Origin of the sequence: Halorubrum trapanicum (assembly GCF_002355655.1) — an archaeon.
Taxonomy (GTDB): domain Archaea; phylum Halobacteriota; class Halobacteria; order Halobacteriales; family Haloferacaceae; genus Halorubrum; species Halorubrum trapanicum_A.
The window spans coordinates 530,901-550,793 of sequence record NZ_AP017569.1 but is presented as its reverse complement, the minus strand read 5'-3'; the positions used below and the strand labels follow the sequence as shown (position 1 = coordinate 550,793).

The 19,893-nt window shown below is 70.7% G+C and carries 19 protein-coding genes; 4 read left to right on the top strand and 15 right to left on the bottom strand.

All coding sequences use genetic code 11. From position 1 onward, the window contains the following. Position 1 precedes the first annotated feature (1 nt). The 12 genes from CPZ01_RS02670 to CPZ01_RS02615 form a co-directional block, all read right to left on the bottom strand. On the bottom strand, positions 2 to 1,000 hold the full coding sequence (locus tag CPZ01_RS02670; protein ID WP_096393306.1) for an isocitrate/isopropylmalate family dehydrogenase: 999 nt from the start codon (positions 998 to 1,000) through the stop codon (positions 2 to 4). Further along, positions 997 to 1,665, bottom strand: coding sequence for a 3-isopropylmalate dehydratase small subunit (gene leuD / locus CPZ01_RS02665; RefSeq protein WP_096393305.1), 669 nt, complete (start codon positions 1,663 to 1,665; stop codon positions 997 to 999). Before leuD ends, CPZ01_RS02670 begins: the two co-directional genes overlap by 4 nt. Beyond that, positions 1,662 to 3,083, bottom strand: coding sequence for a 3-isopropylmalate dehydratase large subunit (leuC, locus tag CPZ01_RS02660; RefSeq protein ID WP_096393304.1), 1,422 nt, complete (start codon positions 3,081 to 3,083; stop codon positions 1,662 to 1,664). The genes leuD and leuC overlap by 4 nt, the downstream gene beginning before the upstream one ends. An 88-nt stretch (positions 3,084 to 3,171) precedes the next feature. Then, positions 3,172 to 4,230, bottom strand: coding sequence for a ketol-acid reductoisomerase (gene ilvC / locus CPZ01_RS02655; protein WP_096393303.1), 1,059 nt, complete (start codon positions 4,228 to 4,230; stop codon positions 3,172 to 3,174). 12 nt (positions 4,231 to 4,242) lie between these two features. Next, positions 4,243 to 4,950 (bottom strand): acetolactate synthase small subunit, encoded by a 708-nt coding sequence (gene ilvN, locus CPZ01_RS02650; RefSeq protein ID WP_096393302.1) that lies wholly within the window; start codon positions 4,948 to 4,950, stop codon positions 4,243 to 4,245. Continuing rightward, a complete protein-coding gene (gene ilvB / locus CPZ01_RS02645; RefSeq protein WP_096393301.1) occupies positions 4,947 to 6,758 on the bottom strand; it encodes a biosynthetic-type acetolactate synthase large subunit in 1,812 nt (603 codons plus the stop codon). The genes ilvN and ilvB overlap by 4 nt, the downstream gene beginning before the upstream one ends. A gap of 388 nt (positions 6,759 to 7,146) precedes the next feature. Beyond that, positions 7,147 to 8,328, bottom strand: a complete 1,182-nt coding sequence (locus CPZ01_RS02640; RefSeq protein ID WP_463605026.1) for a LeuA family protein — start codon at positions 8,326 to 8,328, stop codon at positions 7,147 to 7,149. Between the two features lie 335 nt (positions 8,329 to 8,663). Beyond that, positions 8,664 to 9,500, bottom strand: coding sequence for an ABC transporter ATP-binding protein (locus tag CPZ01_RS02635; RefSeq protein WP_096393299.1), 837 nt, complete (start codon positions 9,498 to 9,500; stop codon positions 8,664 to 8,666). Then, positions 9,484 to 10,353, bottom strand: a complete 870-nt coding sequence (locus CPZ01_RS02630; RefSeq protein ID WP_096393298.1) for an ABC transporter permease — start codon at positions 10,351 to 10,353, stop codon at positions 9,484 to 9,486. The genes CPZ01_RS02635 and CPZ01_RS02630 overlap by 17 nt, the downstream gene beginning before the upstream one ends. A 1-nt stretch (position 10,354) precedes the next feature. Next, positions 10,355 to 11,332: a substrate-binding domain-containing protein gene (locus CPZ01_RS02625; RefSeq protein WP_096393297.1), complete on the bottom strand. Its 978-nt coding sequence runs from the start codon at positions 11,330 to 11,332 to the stop codon at positions 10,355 to 10,357. Positions 11,333 to 11,632: 300 nt separating this feature from the next. Continuing rightward, the gene (locus tag CPZ01_RS02620; RefSeq protein ID WP_096393296.1) at positions 11,633 to 11,911 is read right to left on the bottom strand and encodes a DUF7111 family protein; all 279 of its coding nucleotides are present in this window, start codon (positions 11,909 to 11,911) and stop codon (positions 11,633 to 11,635) included. A gap of 76 nt (positions 11,912 to 11,987) precedes the next feature. After that, positions 11,988 to 12,530 (bottom strand): carboxymuconolactone decarboxylase family protein, encoded by a 543-nt coding sequence (locus CPZ01_RS02615; RefSeq protein ID WP_096393295.1) that lies wholly within the window; start codon positions 12,528 to 12,530, stop codon positions 11,988 to 11,990. A gap of 164 nt (positions 12,531 to 12,694) precedes the next feature. Here CPZ01_RS02615 and CPZ01_RS02610 point away from each other — a divergent pair, with 164 nt between their 5' ends. From CPZ01_RS02610 to CPZ01_RS02600, 3 genes are all read left to right on the top strand, one after another. Then, on the top strand, positions 12,695 to 13,624 hold the full coding sequence (locus CPZ01_RS02610; protein ID WP_096393294.1) for a 1,4-dihydroxy-2-naphthoate polyprenyltransferase: 930 nt from the start codon (positions 12,695 to 12,697) through the stop codon (positions 13,622 to 13,624). Beyond that, positions 13,621 to 14,760 (top strand): mandelate racemase/muconate lactonizing enzyme family protein, encoded by a 1,140-nt coding sequence (locus CPZ01_RS02605; RefSeq protein WP_096393293.1) that lies wholly within the window; start codon positions 13,621 to 13,623, stop codon positions 14,758 to 14,760. Before CPZ01_RS02610 ends, CPZ01_RS02605 begins: the two co-directional genes overlap by 4 nt. A 101-nt stretch (positions 14,761 to 14,861) precedes the next feature. Beyond that, the gene (locus CPZ01_RS02600; RefSeq protein WP_096393292.1) at positions 14,862 to 15,326 is read left to right on the top strand and encodes a DUF5799 family protein; all 465 of its coding nucleotides are present in this window, start codon (positions 14,862 to 14,864) and stop codon (positions 15,324 to 15,326) included. A 46-nt stretch (positions 15,327 to 15,372) separates the two neighbouring features. On the opposite strand, the gene CPZ01_RS15325 is transcribed toward CPZ01_RS02600, so the two are convergent. Together CPZ01_RS15325 and CPZ01_RS02595 are read right to left on the bottom strand one after the other, a co-directional pair. After that, the gene (locus CPZ01_RS15325; protein WP_172863920.1) at positions 15,373 to 15,522 is read right to left on the bottom strand and encodes a DUF7557 family protein; all 150 of its coding nucleotides are present in this window, start codon (positions 15,520 to 15,522) and stop codon (positions 15,373 to 15,375) included. 67 nt (positions 15,523 to 15,589) lie between these two features. After that, the gene (locus CPZ01_RS02595) at positions 15,590 to 17,737 is read right to left on the bottom strand and encodes a hypothetical protein (RefSeq protein WP_096393291.1); all 2,148 of its coding nucleotides are present in this window, start codon (positions 17,735 to 17,737) and stop codon (positions 15,590 to 15,592) included. Positions 17,738 to 17,880: 143 nt separating this feature from the next. Between CPZ01_RS02595 and CPZ01_RS02590 the strand changes: the two genes are divergently transcribed. Next, a complete protein-coding gene (locus tag CPZ01_RS02590; protein WP_096393290.1) occupies positions 17,881 to 18,948 on the top strand; it encodes a phosphotransferase family protein in 1,068 nt (355 codons plus the stop codon). A gap of 40 nt (positions 18,949 to 18,988) precedes the next feature. On the opposite strand, the gene CPZ01_RS02585 is transcribed toward CPZ01_RS02590, so the two are convergent. Next, positions 18,989 to 19,786: an aldo/keto reductase gene (locus CPZ01_RS02585; protein ID WP_096393289.1), complete on the bottom strand. Its 798-nt coding sequence runs from the start codon at positions 19,784 to 19,786 to the stop codon at positions 18,989 to 18,991. Positions 19,787 to 19,893 lie beyond the last annotated feature (107 nt).

The window sequence follows — 19,893 nt, the reverse complement described above, 5'->3', positions numbered from 1 at the left end:
CTTACAACCGATCGACGATCGCCGCGGTGACCTCGTCGGTCGTCGCCGCACCGCCGAGGTCGCCGGTGCGCGGCCCGTCGGAGAGGACGCCCTCCACGGCGTCGCGCACCCGCTGGCCAGCCTCGACGTGCCCGAGGTACTCTAACAGCATGGCGGCCGAGAGGATCGCCGCGGTCGGATTGGCGATCCCCTCGCCCGCGATGTCAGGCGCCGTGCCGTGAACCGGCTCGAACAGCGCGTTATCGTGGCCGACGTTCGCCGACGGCAGCAGGCCGAGCCCGCCGACGAGCCCGGCGGCCAGGTCGGAGAGCACGTCGCCCGCGAGGTTCGGGCAGACGACCACGCCGTACTGCGTCGGGTCGAGCGGGAGCTTCGTCGCGAACGCGTCCATCAGCTCCTCGTCGGCGTCGACGCCGCGCTCCGCGGCGACCGTCATGACCTCCTCGCGGAACCGACCGTCCGTCTCGCGCATCACGTTCGCCTTGTGCGCGACGGTGAACCCCTCGTCGGGGTCGCCCGCGGGGCCGCGGCCGTCCTCGACGAACTCGCAGGCGTACTCGGCCAGCTCGCGCGAGGCCGACGAGGTGACGACGCGCGTCAGCGTCGAGAGGTCGTCCGACAGGCGGTCCTCGTGGCCGGAGTAGACGCCCTCGGTGTTCTCGCGGAGGAACACCACGTCGGTCTCCGGGCGGAGCGCGTCGACGCCCGGGTACGCCTTGGCGGGCCGGACGTTGACGAACGAGTCCACGGCGTCCCGGAGCGGGAGGATGACGTCGGCGGCCGTCTCGCCGGCCGCGCCGAACAGCGTCGCGTCCGCGTCGGCGGCGAGATCGTACGTCTCCGCCGGGAGCGCCTCGCCGGTCGCCTCCTTCGTCGCGTCGCCCGCGTCCGCCTCGACGAACTCGAAGTCGACCGGAAGCGCCTCCAGCACCTCGACGGCGGCGGGGACGACCTCGCGGCCGATCCCGTCGCCCTCGATGACGACGACCTCGTGGCTCACGCGCCGTCCCCCGCGGCGGGCTCGGACACGTGTTCGTCCGGCACGTACGGCAGCGACCGGGCGGTCTCGCGGACCGCGCCGGCGTTCGCGCCCATCAGCGCCGTGGTGTCCCAGACGCCCTCGACGAGCGCCTTCCGCTGCGCGTCGTGGACCTCCGCGTCGATCACGGTGTCGCCGTAGGTAACCGTCTCCTCGGCCACGTCGATGTCGACTTCGGCGTCGGGGTTGGCCTCGACGTAGTCTTGGAGCGCCTCGATGTCCTCCTGGTCGGCCGTGACCGTCGGAACCCCGAGCGCGAGGCAGTTGCCCGCGAAGATCTCCGCGAACGACTCGCCGACGACGGCGTCGATCCCCCAGCGCATCAGCGCCTGCGGGGCGTGCTCGCGCGAGGAGCCGCAGCCGAAGTTGGCGTTGACGACCAGGACGTTCGCGCCCCTGTACTTCTCCTCGTTGAACGGGTGGTCCTTCTCGTTGTCCTCGTCGTCGAACCGCTGGTCGAAGAAGGAGAACTGGCCCAGCCCGTCGAAGGTGACGACCTTCATGAACCGCGCCGGGATGATCTGGTCGGTGTCGATGTCGTTGCCCCGGACCGGGATCCCGGTGCCGGAGACCTCGGTGACCTTCTCCGCCGGCGCCTCGCCGTCGCTGAACTCGGGCGAGCTCATACGGTCGCCACCTCCTCCATCTCGCGGACGTCGGTGACCTCGCCGGTCACCGCCGCGGCCGCGACCATGATCGGACTCATCAGCACGGTGCGCCCGTCCTTCGAGCCCTGCCGGCCGACGAAGTTCCGGTTCGAGGAGGAGGCGCTCGCCTCGTCGCCCTCCAGCTGGTCGTCGTTCATGCCGAGACACATCGAACAGCCGGGCTCGCGCCAGTCGAAGCCGGCCCGCTTGAAGATCTCGTCGAGCCCCTCGGCCTCGGCGGCGTCGCGGACGCGCTGGCTGCCGGGGACGACCATCGCGCGCACATCGTCGTCGACCTCGCGGCCCTCGACGAACGCCGCGGCCTCGCGGAGGTCCTTCAGGCGCGCGTTGGTACACGAGCCGAGGAACGCCACGTCGATGTCGTACCCCTCCATCGTGTCGCCGGGCTCGACGCGCATGTGCTTCTGCGCGCGCCGCGCCGTGTCGCGGTCCTCCTCGGGCAGGTCGTCGGGGTCCGGGATCGGCTCGGTGATGCCCGCGGTCTGTCCGGGCGTGGTCCCCCACGTCACGGTCGGCTCGATCGCCGAGCCGTCGATGGTGACCACGTCGTCGTACTCCGCGTCGTCGTCGGTCCGGATCGACTCCCAGTAGGGTTTCAGTCGCTCGAACTCCTCGGGGTCATCTTCGAAGGCGTCCGTCTCCTTCAGCCACTCGTAGGTGGTCTCGTCGGGGTTGACGTACCCCGCGCGGGCGCCGCCCTCGATCGACATGTTACAGATGGACATCCGTCCCTCCATCCCGAGGTCCTCGATGGCCTCGCCGGCGTACTCGTACACGTAGCCGACGCCGCCGTCGGTCCCGAGCTTCCCGATGATCGTGAGGATGACGTCCTTCGCGGTGACGCCCTCGCCGAGCTCGCCGGTGACCTCGATCCTGCGTACCTTCTGTTTCTCCATGGCGACGCAGCCCGTCGCCAGCACGTCGCGGATCTGCGAGGTGCCGATGCCGAACGCCAGCGCGCCGAACGCGCCGTGCGTCGACGTGTGCGAGTCGCCGCAGACAATCGTCATCCCCGGCTGGGTGAGCCCCTGCTCCGGGCCGATGACGTGGACGATCCCCTGATCGCCGGAGTCCGGGTCGGAGAAGTCAATCCCCGAGCCGCGGACGTTCTCCTCTAACTCCGCCATCATGCTCTCTGCGGCCTCGTCGCGGTAGGGCCGGTCGCGGTTGCCCGTGGGCACGATGTGGTCGACCGTGGCGTGGGTGCGTTCCGGGAACGCGACCTCCTGATCGCGCTCCTTCAGCATGCCGAACGCCTGCGGGCTGGTGACCTCGTGGACGAGGTGGAGCCCGACGAACAGCTGGTCCTGTCCGGTCGGTAACCGAGTCACCTTGTGGCGGTCCCACACCTTGTCGTACAGCGTCCCCTCGCTCATCGGGACTCACCCGCGTGGCGCGTGGGTCGCGTGGCCCGCGCGGATTGCGTGGCCTCGTCGGTCCGGTTCGCGTCGCCGCCGACGCCCATCAGGCGGTCACCTCGGCGCTCTCCTCCTCGTCGTCTTCGGCGGACTCCTCCCACGCGAACAGCCCGCGCAGCTCGTCGCCGACGGCCTCGATCTCGTGGTTCTTCTCCGCGTTCCGGAGCTGCGTGTAGGAGGGTCGACCCGCCTGGTTCTCCGCGATCCACTCTCGGGCGAACTGGCCGTTCTGGACCTTCTCGAGGACTTCCTCCATGTTCTCGCGGGCGTGCTCGTCGACGACGACGTCGCCCTGCGTGAGCCCGCCGTACTCGGCGGTGTCCGAGACGGAGTCCCACATCTCGCCGAGCCCGCCCTCGTACATCAGGTCGACGATGAGCTTCAGCTCGTTGAGACACTCGAAGTACGCCATCTCCGGGGAGTAGCCGGCGTCGACCAGCGTCTCGTACCCCTGCTTGACGAGGGAGGTGACGCCGCCGCAGAGGACGGCCTGCTCGCCGAACAGGTCGGTCTCCGTCTCCTCGCGGAACGACGTCTCGACGACGCCGGCGCGGGTGCAGCCGATCGCGGCCGCGTACGCGAGCCCCTCGTCGTGGGCGTCGCCGGTCGCGTCCTGGTACACCGCGAGCAGCCCGGGCGTCCCCTGGTCGTTCTCGTAGTTGCGGCGGACGAGGTGGCCCGGCGACTTCGGCGCGACCATCGTCACGTCGACGTCCTCCGGCGGCTGGATCTGGTTGTAGTGGATGTTGAACCCGTGCGCGAACTGGAGCGTGTCGCCCGCGTCGAGGTTCGGCTCGATCGCCGCCTCGTACACGTCCGGCTGGACCGTGTCGGGGACGAGGACGCTCACCACGTCGGCCTCGGCGGCCGCGTCCGCGGGGGTCTCCACGCGGAGCCCGTCGCTCTCGGCGGCGCTCCGGGAGGAACTGTCCTCGCGGAGGCCGACGATCACGTCGACCCCGCTCTCGGAGAGGTTCTGCGCGTGGGCGTGGCCCTGCGAGCCGTAGCCGAGGACGGCCACCGTCTTGTGGGCGATGGCCTCCTCGTCGGCGTCGTCGTCGTAGTATACTGTCGAGTCGAACGTCTGCGTGTCGTCTTCGGTCATGTGTATCGTGTGTCAGTCGTCGTGGGTGGTCGGTTCGCCGGCCGTTCCGGGTTTCTCTCCTGGGGCCGTCGGGGTGTCTCCGCGCGCGAGCGCGGTCGGCCCGGTCCGCGCGATCTCGACGATGCCGAACCGGTCGAAGGCGCCGATCGCGTTGTCGATGCTCGCCTTGTCGCCGGTGAGCTCGACGGTGATCGTCTCCGGGCCGGCGTCGACCGTCCGGCCGTCGTACATCTCGGAGACGGCGTGGACCGCGGCCGGGTCGTCGGCCTCGACCTTCAGTAAGACGAGCTCGGAGGTGACCGCGTCGCCGGCGACCTCGCCGACCGAGATGACCGGCTTCAGCTTCGCCATCTGCTTTTCTATCTGGTCGATGCCGGGGTCCGTCTCCTCGACGACCATCGTGATACGCGAGTGGCCGTCGACGGTGGTCGGCCCGACCGTCAGGCTCTCGATGTTGAACTGCCGGCGAGAGACGAGCCCGGAGACGCGCGCGAGCACGCCGGGCTCGTCCTCGACGAGCGCGGAGATAACCGCGCGCCGCGACTCGTGTTCGGCCTCGACCACGGGGTCGATCCGGATCCCTTCGAGGTTCCGGCGCCCCTCGGGATGGTCGCGGTCGTCCGGCCCGGGCTGTTCGTCCGGGAGCGGTCGGGAGTCGGCGTCGGGAGTCGTGCGCGAGCCGTCCGCGACGGCCGCGTCGTCCGAGGCGTCGCCGCTCATAGCTGGTCCTCCGCGGCCGCGAACTTCCCGTTCGCGCCGCCGCTCGGCACCATCGGCAGGACGTTCTCCTCGGGGTCGACGTGGAAGTCGACCACGGCCGGTCCCTCGTAGTCGAGCGCCTCCTCGACCGCGGGCGCGACCTCGTCGTAGTCGTCGACGCGGAGGCCTAAGGCGCCGAACGCCTCCGCGAGCTTGTCGAACTCGGGCATCCACGTGTAGTCGGAGGCCATGTGGCGGCCCTCGTAGAAGGCGTCCTGCCACTGGCGCACCATCCCGATGTACTCGTTGTTCAGCACCGCGATCGTGATGTCCAGCTCCTCGCGGACCGCCACCGACAGCTCCTGCATCGTCATCAGGAAGGAGCCGTCGCCGTCGAAGCACACCACGTCGCGGTCCGCCTCGCCCATCGTGTCGGCCGCGACGCGCGCGCCGACCGCGGCGGGCACGCCGTACCCCATCGTGCCGAGCCCGTGCGAGGAGACCCACGTCCGGGGCTCCGAGTACGTCCAGAACTGCGAGGCCCACATCTGGTGTTGGCCGACGCCGGTGGTGACGATCGTGTCGTCGTCGGTCGCCTCGTCGAACGCCTCGACGACGAACTGCGGCTTCAGCGGCTCGTCGTCGGGCGTCGCGTACGTGAGCGGGTACGTCTCCTTCCACTCCTCGCACCGGTCGCGCCACGCCTCGGCGTCGGGCGCCTCGCGGACCGCCGCCGTCAGCTGGTCCAACACGCGGCCCGCGTCGCCGATCAGCGGGTAGTCGGCGTGGACGTTCTTCGATATCTCCGCGGGGTCGATGTCGACGTGGATCACCTCGGCCTCGGGCGCGAACGTATCGATCCCGCCGGTGAGCCGGTCGTCGAACCGCGTGCCGACCGCGATCAGGCAGTCGGTGTGAGTGATCGCGAGGTTGGCGTAACCGGTGCCGTGCATCCCCGCCCACGAGAGGCAGAGGTCGTCGTCCTCGGGGAACGAGCCGATCCCCGGCATCGTCGTCGTCACCGGGATCCCGTAGCTCCGGGCGAACGTCCGCGCCTCGTCGCTCGCGTCGGCCTTGATCACGCCGCCGCCGAACAGGCAGACGGGCCGTTCCGCCGACTCGATGGCGCGAGCGGCCTCCTCGACCGCCTCTTGGTCCGCGTTCGGGTCGGGGTCGGTCCCCGCGGGGGCCGTCGCCGGACCGGGCGTCCGGTCGGTGTCGTCCTGCGTGACGTCCTTCGGGAGGTCGACCAGCGTCGGGCCGGGACGCCCCGCCCGCGACAGCTCGAACGCCTCGCCGACCGTGTCGCCGACGGTGTCCGCGCCGCCCGCGAAGTAGTTGTGCTTCGTGATGGGGCGCGTGACGCCGACCGTGTCCGTCTCCTGGAACGCGTCGTTGCCGACGAACTCGGTCGGGACCTGACCGGTCAGCGCCAGCATCGCGTCCGAGTCCATGTCCGCGTCGGCGATGCCGGTGACGAGGTTCGTCGCGCCCGGCCCGGACGTGGCCATACAGAGCCCCGGCTCGCCGGCGACGACGCTGTACGCGTCCGCGGCGTGGGCGGCGCCCTGCTCGTGGGCCATCGTCACGTGCCGGATCGAGGAGTCGTACAACGCGTCGTAGACGGGCATGATCGCGCCGCCCTGAACGCCGAAGGCGGTCTTCGCGCCCGCGGCCTCGAGGGCGGCGACGACCGACTCGGCGCCGGTCGAGACGGGGCCTGCGGCCCCTTCGTCGTCCGGTTCGGTCGGCTCCTCGGTCGCGGTCTCGGCCGACGAGTCGTCGGCCTCGTCGCCGTCGGATCGCGGCTGTGCTGCTGTGTCGCTCATTGTCGTAGTGGTGTGCGGTGTGGCATCTGGCGGGTTGTCGTGTCGGTCGCTGCGAACGCGGGACGAACGGGCGAACGCTCCACGCGCGGGAAACGGCCCGGCCGCCGGCGTTCGGCGGTGCGTCGCGTCGGTGAGGAAGGGGTAGTGTAGGGGGTTATACCCCTACAATAATCGGCGCGACGGCTCCCGGGACGCTCGCGCGCTCCGCGGCCGCGGTGTGCCGTCGCATCTCGCCCGGAGCAACGCGGCCGGGGTATAAATTCCTGTCGGGCGACGCGGCGCGCGGCACGGCGACGGGCGCCGCGGGGTCGACGCTGGCCCCGGTCAGCGTTCTCCCGCGACCGCGAACGCGGTCGCTCGGGGGGCGATCCGGTCGGGGAAAGGGTCATCAGACCCTGACCTCCTCCTCGCGCGTGACGTCCGCCTCCTCGGCGAACCGCTCGACGTCGCCGGCGGTCACCTGCCGCTTGCCGGCGCCGTACTCCTTGACCCGCTTGGTTATCTTCCGGACCTCGCTGTCCGTCGGGTCGAAGCCGGCCTCCACCAGGTGCTTGCGCACGCTGTGCGTGCCGGTGTGTTTGCCCAGCACGAACTCGCGCTCGGCGCCCACCATCTCCGGGGTCATCACGCCGGTCTCGAACGTGTCGCTGTTCTCGATGACGCCGGCGGCGTGGATGCCCGACTCGTGGGCGAACGCGTTCCGCCCGGTGACGGGCTTGTTCGCGGGTACCGGGATGTCCGAGGCCTCCTCGACGATCCGGGCCAGCTTGGTGATCTGGGTCGTGTCGATGCCGGTGTCGACGCCGTACACCGACTCGACGGCCATCACGACCTCCTCGTAGGCGGCGTTGCCGGCGCGCTCGCCGATCCCGTTGACCGACACCTGCGCCTGCTCCGCGCCGTTCTCGAAGCCCATGACCGCGTTCGCGGCGGCCATGCCGAAGTCGTCGTGGGTGTGGACGTCGACGCGGGCGTCGGTCGCCTCGACGACCGCGTTCACCGTCTCGCCGAAGCTGGTCGGCATCCCGACGCCGCAGGTGTCGGGGATGTTGATCCAGTCGGTTCCGGCGTCGGAGACGGCCTCGACGATGTCGATCAGGTAGTCCGGGTCCGTCCGGGTGGCGTCCATCGGCGAGAACATGCACTCGACGCCGGCGTCTTTCACCTGCTCGACGGCGTCGACCGCGCGCTGCTTCGCCTCCTCGCGGGTCACGTGCATCGAGTCCTCCAGCTGGACGTCGCTGGTGGAGACGAACACGTGGACCATCTCGACGCCGGAGTCGATGGCGGCGTCGATGTCGCCCTCGACGACCCGCGCCAGCCCGCAGACGGTGGTGTCCGTCGCGGCGGCGATGTCGCTGACGGCCTCGAACTCCGCGTCCGAGTTGACCGGGAACCCCGCCTCGATGACGTGGGTGTTCATGTCGTCCAGCGTCGCCGCTATGCGGCGTTTCTCGTCGTAGCTGAACGAAGTACGTGGTGACTGTTCTCCGTCTCGCAGGGTCGTGTCGAAGATCCTGACAGGACCGATATCGACGTTAGAAGCTATCGTGCCCTGGAAGAACTCGATCCGCCGGGGTGTCCGACGAAGCCTCCGTGATGTCTGTCATCGGTTCACGACAAGACGGTCGGGTACTTAACGGTTTGGACGATCGCAAAATCGGAGCGGACCGGCAGTTCGGGGCGACGCGGTAGGTTCGGAGGAAACCGCAGGACTGCGTTGATGTCTATACACCTTAATGAGGTAATACACACACCGAGGGTCGACCCCGTATTCCGATCCGGAACTCGATTAATAACACCGGTCGACGTTCGTTTCGTTCGGACGGCGGCCGGCGCGCGGTGCGTGCCAGCCATCCGCACTGACCGAGCCCGGTCGTCACGACCGCCGGATCGCGGACGTCGCTACCGGCCGAGCGCCTCGGTCACCTCGCGGCGGAGCGCGACAAGTTCGGCGTCCGCCCGGTCGCGGGGGCGGTCGATGTCGACGTCGACGACGGACTCGACCGTGCCCGGCTGGCCGCCGAGGACGACGACGCGGTCCGCCAGGTAGACGGCCTCCTCGACGTCGTGGGTGACGAGGACCACGGTCGTCCCGCGTTCCTCCCACACGTCGAGCAGGTGGTCCTGCTGGTCCGCCTTCGTCAGCCGGTCGAGCGCCGAGAACGGCTCGTCGAGCAGCAGCACCGAGGGGTCGTAGGCCAGCCCGCGCGCGAGCGCGACGCGCTGGGCCATCCCGCCGGAGAGCTCGTCCGGCCGGCTCCCGGCGAACCCGTCGAGGCCGACCGTCTCGATCAGGTCGTCGACGCGCTCGCGGGCCGCCGGAGCGTCCGGGTCGACGTCGGCCGGGAGCCCGACCGCGACGTTCTCGCGCACGTCCGCCCAGTCGAGCAGCCGCGGCTCCTGGAACACCATCCCGACGGCGTCGCTGCCGCCGTCGCGCACGTCCGTCCCGTCGACCGCGACGCGCCCGCCGAACTCGGCTTCGAGCCCCGAGAGCACGCGGAGCAGCGTCGACTTCCCGCAGCCCGAGGGGCCGACGACGGCGACGAACTCCCCGTCCGCGACCGCGAGGTCGACGCCGTCGAGCGCGACGGTATCGTCGTACCGCTTCCGGAGGTCGTCGACCGCGAGGACCGGGTCCGCGGTCGACGAGTCGGGATCGGCCTCGCCGGTCGGCGTCGCCGCATTGACCTCGTCGGCCGACGACGGGGTGACGTCCGCGTCAGCGTCCGACGACACGGTCCCTCACCTCCTTCACCGCGACGTCCGAGCAGTTACCGAGGAAGGCGAAAAGCAGGATCGAGCCCACGATGATGTCGGGCCGCGCGAGGGCCCGCCCGTCGCTCAGCAGGAACCCGATCCCCTGGCTCGCCGCGATCAGCTCGGCGGCGACGACGAACATCCACGCCAGCCCGACGCCGCCGCGGATCCCGACGAGCAGGTCCGGGAGCGCGGCCGGGAACACGACCCGCCGCAGCGACTCGACGCGCCCGAGGTCGTACACCTCGGCGACCTCCAACAGCTCCTCGTCGACCGCCGCGATGCCCGTCGAGAGGTTGAGGTACACCGGGAAGAACGCGCCGACGGCGATGAGCAGCACCTTCGCGGTCTCGCCGATGCCGAACCAGAGGAGGAACAGCGGCACCCACGCCAGCGACGGGATGTTCTTCAGGCTCTGGAGCAGGGGGTCCAGCAGGTCGCTCGCCGTCCGCGAAAGGCCGGTGAGAGTCCCGAAGACGGTGCCGACGACGATTCCGAGGCCCGCGCCGAGCGCCACGCGCTGGAGCGTGATGGCGACGTGGCCCCACAGCTCTCCGGACGCCGCCATCCCGTAGAGGGTCTTCGCCACCCGAAGCGGCGGCGGCAACTGGTAGGCGGCGAAGACGCCGGTCGTGACGAGTGCGTGCCAGACGACGACGAGAGCGAGGGGGACGAACAGTCCGAGCAGGGGGCGGAACCGGCTCGCGGCGGGGAGGGGAACCGGACCGAAGCTGTGGGGCTCGGAGCCGTGAGCCGACCCGCTCGCCGTCGACCCGCGGCCGGAGTCGGACTCGCGGGAGACGTCCGACTCCCGGCGAGTGTCGGCGGCCATCTCAGACGACCTCGCTCGCGAACTCGGAGTCGATCAGCTCGTCGACGTTGCCGGCGGGGTTCGCGTCGTCGGTCACGAGGTCCTCGCGTTCGAGGATCGGCGAGAGGTTAGAGAGGAGCTCGCGGTGCGGTTCGCCCGGAATCGGCTCGGAGAGGTCGTTCCGCTTGGTGAAAACGCGTTCCGCGACCGGCTCGGACATCTCGGAGGCGTCCGCGAGGATCCCCGCGGTCGCCTGGGGATTTTCTATCGCCCACTCGCGGCCCCGCTCGTACGCCTCGAGGACGCGCGTCGCGTCCTCGGTGCGGTCCGCGAGGAACCCGTCGAGGAAGTTCAGGAAGCCGTAGGTGTTGTACCGGGGCTCGCGGAAGAACAGCTCCGTGCCGTCGTGTTCGAGCTCGAGCTCCGCCATGTGGGGGTCGAGCCCGGCCCACGCGTCCACGTCGCCCCGAACGAGCGCGGACTGCCCCTCCGGGTGCTGGAGGTTGACGATTTCGACGTCGTCCGAGCTCAGCCCCGCGTCTTCGAGCGCCTGAAGCAGGAAGAAGTACGGGTCGGTGCCGCGCGTGGCGGCGACCCGCTTCCCCTCCAAGTCCGCCACCGATTCGATGCCGGTCTCCTGGAAGGTGACGAGCGCGGTCCACTCGGGGTCCGAGTAGATGTACGGCGTCGTGATCGGCACGCCGTTCGTGCGGGCCATCAGCGCCGCGATGCCGGCGGTCGAGGAGACGTCCGCCTCGCCGCTCTGGGCGTACTCGTTCGCCTGGTTGCTCCCGAGGCTCAACACCCACTCGACGTCGGTGCCGGTGTCCGCGAACGCCTCCTCGAGCCAGCCCTTCTCGCGCAACACGAGACTGACCGGGTTGTAGTACGCGTAGTCGACCGTCACCGTCCCCGATTCGCTCCCGCCCCCGACGCAGCCGGCGACGAGCGAGCCGCCGATCGCCGCGCCGGTACCGCGCAGGAATTGTCTTCGTTCCATCGTGACTCCTCGTAACGGTGCCACTCATAAGGAGATATGGCTATAGAGAATATTCAACTCCGGCTATGATGTATAGTGGTTATTTAATTTCGTCAATGAGTGCCGTTCACACGGGCGTCGATCGTCGCCTCACGACGTCTGACGGCTCGCCGCGCGTTTCCGATCCGACCTCACGCACCCACGAAGCCGTTCGGCTCGCGTTCCGGGTGCCGGATTATGTTGCTGGTTTCGGCGCCGTCGGCGACATCAACCGCGAGAAAGCACCGACTGCGCCGGCCGGGCGGTCCGCCGCCGCCACGGCTACATCCCCATGTCGGCCGCGGCGTCCGGCACCGGGAGATCGGGGACGTCGACGCCGAGCAGCTCCGCGGCGTGGTCGAGCGCCATGTCGAACCCGTAGTACCGCTCCAACTCGTCGCCGTCCGGACCGTTCCGGACCTTCAGCATCGCGTACCCCTCGGCGTTCTGCGCGACGGTCGCCTCGCGGCCGTCCCGCGAGAAGGTGAGCAGGCGCTCGCCGTCCGTCTCCTCGTAGCGGGCCGCGACGCCGTTCGCCGTCGCGGTCTCCGTGTCGGTCATACCCGTGATAGGGGCCGGTCCCTGTCGAACCTGTCGGTCGCCGAGCGAACGAAATCGGACCGCGGTCGGCGCCCCGCTATCGCGGGTCCCAGCCGTGGAACTCCGTCCCCGGCTCCAGTTCGAGGTCGAACGCGTCGATCATCCCGCCGAGCGCGTCGTACCCCTCGGCCGCCGCGGCGATGCCGACGATAGTCTCGTCGTCGTACAGCGCCGCGATCCCGTCGTGGGCGACCGCGTCGACCTCGCCGCGGACGACCGCGAGCGCGTACTCGACCAGCGCCGTCTCTCCGTCGCCGAAGGGCGCGAAGTCACCGCGCCCGAGCGCCGCGATCTCGTCGTCGTCGATCCCGACGCCGCGGGCGATGTTGACGTGCTGGTGCCACTCGTAGCGGTTCTCGATCTCGCTCGTGACCGCCAAGATGACGAGTTCGCGCTCCCGGTCGGTGAGGCCGCTGTCGGTCCACAGCGACCCGAGGAACGACCGGATCCCCGCCAACACCTCCGGGTTGTTGCCGACCGACTGGTACACGTGGAGCGGTTTGCCCTGAAGCGACGACTCCAAGAGGTCCTCGTACTCGTCCGGCACGTCCGACGCCTCGGCGTAGGGAACGCGGGCCATGGCGAACGGTCTCGTCCCCGGGGCATAGGTGTACGCGACTCGGTATCGTTCGCCGCGAACGGTATCGGACCGTTCGGTCGAACGGGGGTCGGGGAGCCGTCGGTGCGGTGACGCGACGCTCCGCGATGGCAAGCTTAAGGGACGCCACGCACCAACCTGCGACAATGAGTACCGAGGTGACCCGCCGGCGGGCGTGGGTGATGGCCGCCCGCCCCCAGACGCTCCCGGCCGCGGCCGCGCCGGTGATCGTCGGCGTCGGACTGGCGCTCGGCGACGGCGTGTTCGCCCCGCTGCCCGCGCTGGCGGCGCTCGTCGGCGCGGCGCTGATCCAGGTCGGCACGAACTTCGCGAACGACTACTACGACGCGATCCAAGGCGCCGACACCGACGACCGCGAGGGGTTCACCCGCGTCGTCGCCAGCGGCCTCATCGAGCCGAACGAGGTGAAGCGGGCGATGTGGCTCACCTTCGCGGCCGCGATCCTCGTGGGGACCTACCTCGTCGCCGTCGGCGGCGTCCCGATCCTCGTGATCGGGCTCGCCTCCGTCGCGGCCGGGATCGCCTACACCGGCGGCCCGTACCCGCTCGGCTACCACGGGCTCGGCGACCTCTTCGTGTTCGTCTTCTTCGGCGTGATCGCGGTGACCGGGACCTACTACGTCCAGGCCGCCGCGCTCCTCTCCGGCTGGTTCCCGGTCGGAGTTCCGGGGGGGACCGTCACGCTCGCGGCGCTCGTCGCGGGCCTCCCGATCGCCGCGCTGTCGACGAACATCCTCGTCGTCAACAACCTCCGCGACCGAGAGGAGGACGCCTCGACGGGCAAGCGCACGCTCGCCGTCCGGTTCGGGTACCGCTTCGCCCGCGCCGAGTACCTCGCGATGCTCGCCCTCGCGTACCTCGTCCCGCTGTGGTTCGTCGCGCGCGGCGACGGCCCCGCGACGCTGCTCCCGCTCGTCACCCTCCCGCTGGCGGCGGCCGTCGCGCGGACTGTGCTGACCGAGACCTCGGGCGAGGCGCTCAACCCCGCGCTCGAATCGACCGGCAAGCTGCTCGCGGCGTACGCCGTCGCGTTCGCGGTCGGACTGGCGCTGTGACCGCCGACGCCCCCGGCGGCGAGGACCGGATTCGCGCGATGCGACACCGGCCGTTCGCGCTCGGCCTGGCCCGCCCGCTCGGCACCGCCCGCGGGGAGATCCGTCGCCGAGAGGGGTTCCTGGTCGCGGTCGAGCGCGGGGACGGCGGGAACGGCAGGGGCGGCGCGGTCGGCCTCGGCGAGGCGACCCCGCTTCCGGGGTGGACGGAGTCGCGCGAGGCGTGCGCGGCGGCGCTCGACGGTCTCGACGCCCGGGCTGAATCCGAACCCGTGCTGGAGGCGCTCGACGCGGCGTCGACGCCGGCGGCGCGACACGGCGTCTCCCTCGCGCTCGCCGACGCCGCGGCCCGCGACGCGGGAGCGCGACTCGCGGACCGGCTCGCGGTCGAGGCCGGCGTCGACCCGACGCCCGCGGACGCCGTCCCGGTCAACGCGACCGTCGGAGACGGCTCCCCGCCCGAGACCGCCGCCGAGGCGAGGCGGGCGGTCGAGGCGGGGTTCGACTGCCTCAAGCTGAAGGTCGGCGCCCGAGACGTCGACGCCGACGTCGAGCGCGTCCGCGCGGTCCGCGAGGCGGTCGGTGACGCGGTCTCGCTGCGCGCCGACGCGAACGGGGCGTGGGACCGCGAGACGGCGCGCCGCGCGCTCGACGTCTTGGCCGGCTTCGACCTCGCCTACGTCGAGCAGCCGCTCCCCGCGACCGACCTCGACGGGCTGGCGGCGCTCCGTGAGCGCGACCCGGCCGACGCCGCGGGCGACGGCGTCCCGATCGCGGCCGACGAGTCGGTCGCCGCACGCGGGATCGACGCGGTGCTGGACGCTGGCGCCGCCGACGCGGTCGTCCTCAAGCCGATGGCGCTCGGCGGGCCGGACCGCGCGCTCGCGGCCGCGCTGCGGGCGCGGTCGGCCGGCGTCGACCCCGTCGTCACCACCACGATCGACGCGGTCGTCGCGCGGACGGCCGCCGTCCACGTCGCGGCCGCGATCCCCGACGTGTCTCCGTGCGGGCTCGCGACCGGGTCGCTGCTCGACGAGGACCTAGCGCCGGACCCGTGTCCGATCGCGGACGGGCGGATCGCGGTCCCGGCCGGGCCGGGCCTCGCGGGCGACGGGTTCGACGACCTGCTGCGGTGGTAGCGGGCGGGGGTCGAGCGCGGGTCGGGCGCAGCCCGGAGGACAGCGGACCCGGCTCGCCGCGGGGGGACGGACTTTTCACCGCGACCGGCGAACGGGGGCGTATGAGCGAGTGGACCGACGCCATCGTCGGCGAGCGGATGACGGTCGACAACCAGTTCAACGAGCGCGTCGCGGCGTCGCGCTTCTCCAGCCAGGAGTGGGGACTGATCATGACGGCGACCGAGCTGGAGATCGAGAACGCCGACGACCCCGAGGCCGCTCGGGTCGTCGCGGACACGTCGAGCCTCCCCGCGATCATGCCCGAACTGGAGAACCTCCGGTCGCAGATGTCCGGGATGGGCGGCGCTCCCGGCGGCGACGGGGCCGGCGACTCCGGCGGGTCGGGCGGCGGCGGCGTCGTCGACTCGATCAAGGGCGCGCTCGGGCTCGGCGGCGGATCGGACGGCCCCTCGGACGAGGAGCTGGAGGCCGCCGAGCGCCTCGTTCAGGAGTACGCCGACGAGCTACAGGCGCACCTCGAAGAAGTCGGCAAGTGGGAACAGGTCCGCGTCGCGTATCAGGAGTAGCCGGCGGCCGACGCTCGGCCGCCCTCCGGCCGCTCGCCCCGGCTCGTTACTCCACGTCGCTGCCGCGGAACAGCGTGAGCTCCTCCGCCTCGTAGATGCTGATGAGCTCGCTCACGATCTCGTCGTACTCCTCGTCGTCGACCCGGAGCGCGTCGAGCCGTTCGACCGTCTCCTCGTCGAGGTGTACTTGGGGCATGCGCGGCGGTTCGTCGTCCGAGGAATAAAAAATGTCGGCGGAAACGAGGCCCCGGGAGCGCGGGCGTTCACTCCTCTCGACCCGTTTCGCACGCGGCCTCGGTTGGGCTGAGGTCCGACTGTCGGATTCGGGCCATCGCTGCGATCTCATCCGCGGAGAGGTCGTCGCTCCAGAGGACGAGTTCTTCCGGGAACTCCAAGACGGGTGACTTGTCGCTGTGGATATCGAGAATCCCCGAAGCGTCTGTGATCCCGGCCTTCACGCCCGTTCCGTTCAGGATCGATTTCCGGTCGCTGAAAACCCCGGTAAATCGGTACTCGCTCCCGATCAACACCTCGGTCGAGAGGAACGACCAACAGCCCACGCGGTAGGTGTCATTCGCCTGTGACCGGCAGGAATACAGCTGGGTCGGAAGTCCGCGGTCGACGGCGACCGCGGTCCCCGGGTCGCCGACGTAGCGGGCAGTCACAGGTCGGTCTCGGAGGCTCAGTCGAGTCGCAACTCCGATCGGGGTGCCCGCGGTGAGGAGCCCGATCATGGTCCGGAGTCGCTCCGGGGACACGCTGTCGCTGAGGTGAATCGCGCCCGCCCCGCCGCGCTCGACAGCATCGACGCCGGCGGCGGTGCTTCTCGTTCCCTCGAACACGGACAAGTTCGGTGCCTCGTCCCGTCCGTCGAGACGGAGCGAACCGTCAGCCTCAGTGATGCCGGCGGTCACCGAATCCCCGCAGAAGACGACGTCGAGCGCGGGGTCGGAGAGCGTCTCGGCGACCGCGTCGGGAGACGGTGACACGGTCACGTCCAGCGATCCGATACCGTCGAGTTCCGCGGGTTCGACCATCGACTCCCGAACTGAACGAGCCCGTTCCTCGTCTTCGAAGAGGAACGCCACCGAGAGGGTGCCACGCTCTGGGACCCGTCTCTGAAGTCGGTTCTCGTGCGCGTCGGCGGATATCACGGACGTATCCGCAGGTATCGGATCTGCGTCCGGGGACGGGACCCGATCCGAACGAGAGCGGGCTCCCTTTTCCGGCCCGGACGAGGTGTTCGAAGGGTCGAAGGCGGACGCATCCGCCCACGCCTGGGGCGATGTCGCGATTCCGACCGGCGCGTCCGACGTGGAGGAACCGGCGTCGCCTCGAACGCGGATCGGTGCGAGGACGTGAGCGAGGTGCGGCAGCAGTTCCGCGGACGCGGGAACCGGCCGGAGGACGGCCTCGGTCGGCCACGCCGGCAGGTGGGGTGCGACCGTCTCGGCATCGACCTCTAGGTACTCCATCAGCCGCTCGCTCATGGATCGGTCGGCGAGATTCGGCGGATAGAAGGGGAGATCGGGACCGACCGCGTCGTACTCGTACCGGTCCGACGGGACGTATCCCTCCGTCCGCGCGAGCGTGTCGAGGAAGAACCACGTTCGGAACAGTTCCGTAACCCGTTCCTCGAGGGCTTCCCCCTCCGTCGGGAGCCGTTCCTCGTACCCCGTATCCAGTCGGATCGCAGGGGCGTCGCCCGTCACAATTCGAGCCCCGAGGTAGTACGACAGCGTCGAGAGCCGGTACACGTCGGCGTACGTCGGTCGGACGACGACCTCGACGCCCGTGTCGGGTACCGAAAGCGGGCTCGGGACGTCGAGGGAGTCGCCGTGCTCGATCCGGGGGGGATAGCCGCGCAGCGTGGGCCACGACCGCTCCGGGGAGAACTCCTTGATCGACGACCCGAGCAGCGACACGGCCTCGATCAGCGCTGCCGGGTCGTCGGGGACGGTGATCGTCGCCTCGGGGCGCGTGTGGAACGAGCGCGCACCGACCGAGACGGTCCGGGGGCGGTCGAACGAGATAGTGACCGGGTCGGGACCTCCGCCGCTGGTCGCCGATATCTCGACGTCCGTCACGCGGATGAGTACCTTCGTCACCCCGTTCACTTCGATACAGTACGAGCCGCGTTCGAGCTCTATCGAATCGTTGTGCCTGGCGACGTGGTCACCGTCGACGTCTCGGAAGACGATCGACGCGTACTCGGGAATCACAAGCGACTCCGCCTCGAAGCTGACCCCCTCGTCGACCGGGGACGGAAACAGTTCGGGAAGCGCCGGACAGAGATCCGGCTCGCGGTCCGCCCGAAGCCGCATCTCCTCGCCCTCGATCACGTCCCGGGCGGTGAGCGCCGTCCCGTCGACCTCGAACGCGATACGCCCCTCGGATGACCCGTCGTTCACTGGATTAGTCTGATTCGCCAACACGTATGAGGTTGTTGGTAATTATCTCGTTTCGGAGTTCTGAAGCGTGCTACCGTGGTTCTTGCTCACTTTAGGCTAACCCTGACAACAATCTTAACACCGGCCGAGGCGGACGGCCACGCATGGACGGGCCCGGACCGGAACCGATCGCCCGCGCACTCGCCGCGGCGTTTCCGGACTACGAGGTCGACCGGCTGACCGGCGTCGGCCCCTCGTGGAACGGCGCCAACGAGACGGTCGGCGTCGTCTTCGCCGACGGGGGGCGAGCGTTCCTCAAGGTCGCCCTCGCCGACGAGAGCCGCCGGCTCGCCCGCGAGCGCGCTGTCCTCGGGTACGTGGGGGAACACGGCCCGCTCCCGGTCCCCGAGGTGGTGGTGGCCGACCCCGACGGCGATCCGGCGTACCTCGCGACGGCGCCGGCCCCCGGCCGCGGGCTGCTGGAGGTCTGCGATGCCGCGAGCGAAGACGAGCGCGAGCAGCTGCTCCGCCGCGTCGGGCGCGCGCTCGCCGCACTCCACGCCGACCGGTTCGCGAGCCACGGGGAGATCGTCGGCGCGGGCACGGAGCGGGGGAGCGCCGCGGAGGGGACGACGGCGGACGGCGGACCGACCGCCTCGGTCGGGTCCGCCGGACTCGCGATCGAGTTCGCGTCGTGGACGGACGTGCTGCTCGCGACGATCGAGCGGACGCGCGAGATCGGCACCTCGGAGCGGCTCGCGGACCACTACGACGCCGTGATCGACTGCGTCCGCGCGAACCGGGATCTGCTCGACGGTGCGCCCGCGGCGCTGGTCCACGGCGACGTCACGAAGCCGAACCTCTTCGTGACGACCGAGGGTGAGGAGGCGTCCGCGACCGTCGCCGATGGCGCGGGAATCGCGATGATCGACTGGGAGCTGTCGCACGTCGGCGACCCCGCGCGCGACCTCGTTCGCGCGGAGGACCAGCTGCTCAACGGGTTCGACTCGACCGGTCCGGATCGGTTCGCCGCCGCGCTCCGCGAGGGGTACCGCGAGCGCGCCGGCGGGCTCCCGAGGGGGTTCGACCGACGGCGGCCGGTCTACGAGGCCGTTCGGATGCTCGGTCGCTCGGGCTTCGTCGACCAGTGGGCGACGTACCTCGACGAGCCGCTCGACGACCTCGTCGAACGCGCGGACGCGGCGCTCCGGGCCCGGCTCGACGCGGTCTGACCGGCGGACCGCCCCAGCGGAAACGGCGGCGCTGCCGCCGCTACCGGTTCCACGCGGCGTCGTCCGGGTCGATCTGCCGCTCACCGGGGTCGAGCGCGTCGATCTCTGCGAGGTCGTCGTCCGGCAGGTCGACGTCGACCGCGCGAAGGTTCTCCCGGACGTGGTCGCCGCGCGCCTTCGGGATCGGCACGATCCCGCGGTCGAGCGCCCACGCGAGCGCGACGACCGCCGGCGAGAGGCCGTTCCGGTTGGCGATCTCCGCGATCGCCGGGTCGTCGAGTATCTCTCCCCTGCCGAGCGGCGAGTAGCCGACGAGCCGGTGGTCGAACTCGTCGGCGAGGGCGCGCAGCTCCGGCTGCCGGAACCGGGGGTGACACTCGACCTGGTGGGCCGCGATCGGCGCGTCGAGGATCTCCCGGGCCTCGCGAAGCAGGTCGGGAGTGAAGTTCGAGACGCCGACGTGGTCCGTCACGCCCGCGTCGCGGAGGTCGTCGAACGCCGGCAACGTCGCCGCCGCGTCGTACGCACGGATCGGCCAGTGGACGTACAGGAGGTCGACGCGGTCGAGGCCGAGCCGGTCGAGGCTCGCCCGCGCCGTCTCGCGCACGTCCTCGGGGGCGAGGTTCTCCGGGTGGACCTTCGTGGCGACGACCACGTCGTCGCGGTCGACGTCGCTCGCGGCGATCCCCTCGCCGACCGCGGCCTCGTTGTCGTACATCTGCGCGGTGTCGACGTGGCGGTAGCCCGCGTCCAGCGCCGCGGCGACGGTGTCGGTACAGGTCTCGGGGTCGTCGAGCCCGGACGTTCCGAGCCCGATCGACAGGTCCAGCGGTGGCACGCGTTCCGCTTTCGAGCGCGGGGCCAAAAAGGCGCGCGAGCCGGCACGCCGCGATCCCGCGGCCTCGTGTGCGTCTCGCGTCGCCGCAACGTCCCGCATCCTTAATC

Coding starts and splice junctions, on each gene's coding strand:
- leuD (WP_096393305.1), bottom strand. CDS start 1,665: ATGAGCTCGCCCGAGTTCAGCGACGGCGAGGCGCCGGCGGAGAAGGTC.
- leuC (WP_096393304.1), bottom strand. CDS start 3,083: ATGAGCGAGGGGACGCTGTACGACAAGGTGTGGGACCGCCACAAGGTG.
- ilvC (WP_096393303.1), bottom strand. CDS start 4,230: ATGACCGAAGACGACACGCAGACGTTCGACTCGACAGTATACTACGAC.
- ilvN (WP_096393302.1), bottom strand. CDS start 4,950: ATGAGCGGCGACGCCTCGGACGACGCGGCCGTCGCGGACGGCTCGCGC.
- ilvB (WP_096393301.1), bottom strand. CDS start 6,758: ATGAGCGACACAGCAGCACAGCCGCGATCCGACGGCGACGAGGCCGAC.
- CPZ01_RS02630 (WP_096393298.1), bottom strand. CDS start 10,353: ATGGCCGCCGACACTCGCCGGGAGTCGGACGTCTCCCGCGAGTCCGAC.
- CPZ01_RS02625 (WP_096393297.1), bottom strand. CDS start 11,332: ATGGAACGAAGACAATTCCTGCGCGGTACCGGCGCGGCGATCGGCGGC.
- CPZ01_RS02620 (WP_096393296.1), bottom strand. CDS start 11,911: ATGACCGACACGGAGACCGCGACGGCGAACGGCGTCGCGGCCCGCTAC.
- CPZ01_RS02615 (WP_096393295.1), bottom strand. CDS start 12,530: ATGGCCCGCGTTCCCTACGCCGAGGCGTCGGACGTGCCGGACGAGTAC.
- CPZ01_RS02610 (WP_096393294.1), top strand. CDS start 12,695: ATGAGTACCGAGGTGACCCGCCGGCGGGCGTGGGTGATGGCCGCCCGC.
- CPZ01_RS02600 (WP_096393292.1), top strand. CDS start 14,862: ATGAGCGAGTGGACCGACGCCATCGTCGGCGAGCGGATGACGGTCGAC.
- CPZ01_RS15325 (WP_172863920.1), bottom strand. CDS start 15,522: ATGCCCCAAGTACACCTCGACGAGGAGACGGTCGAACGGCTCGACGCG.
- CPZ01_RS02590 (WP_096393290.1), top strand. CDS start 17,881: ATGGACGGGCCCGGACCGGAACCGATCGCCCGCGCACTCGCCGCGGCG.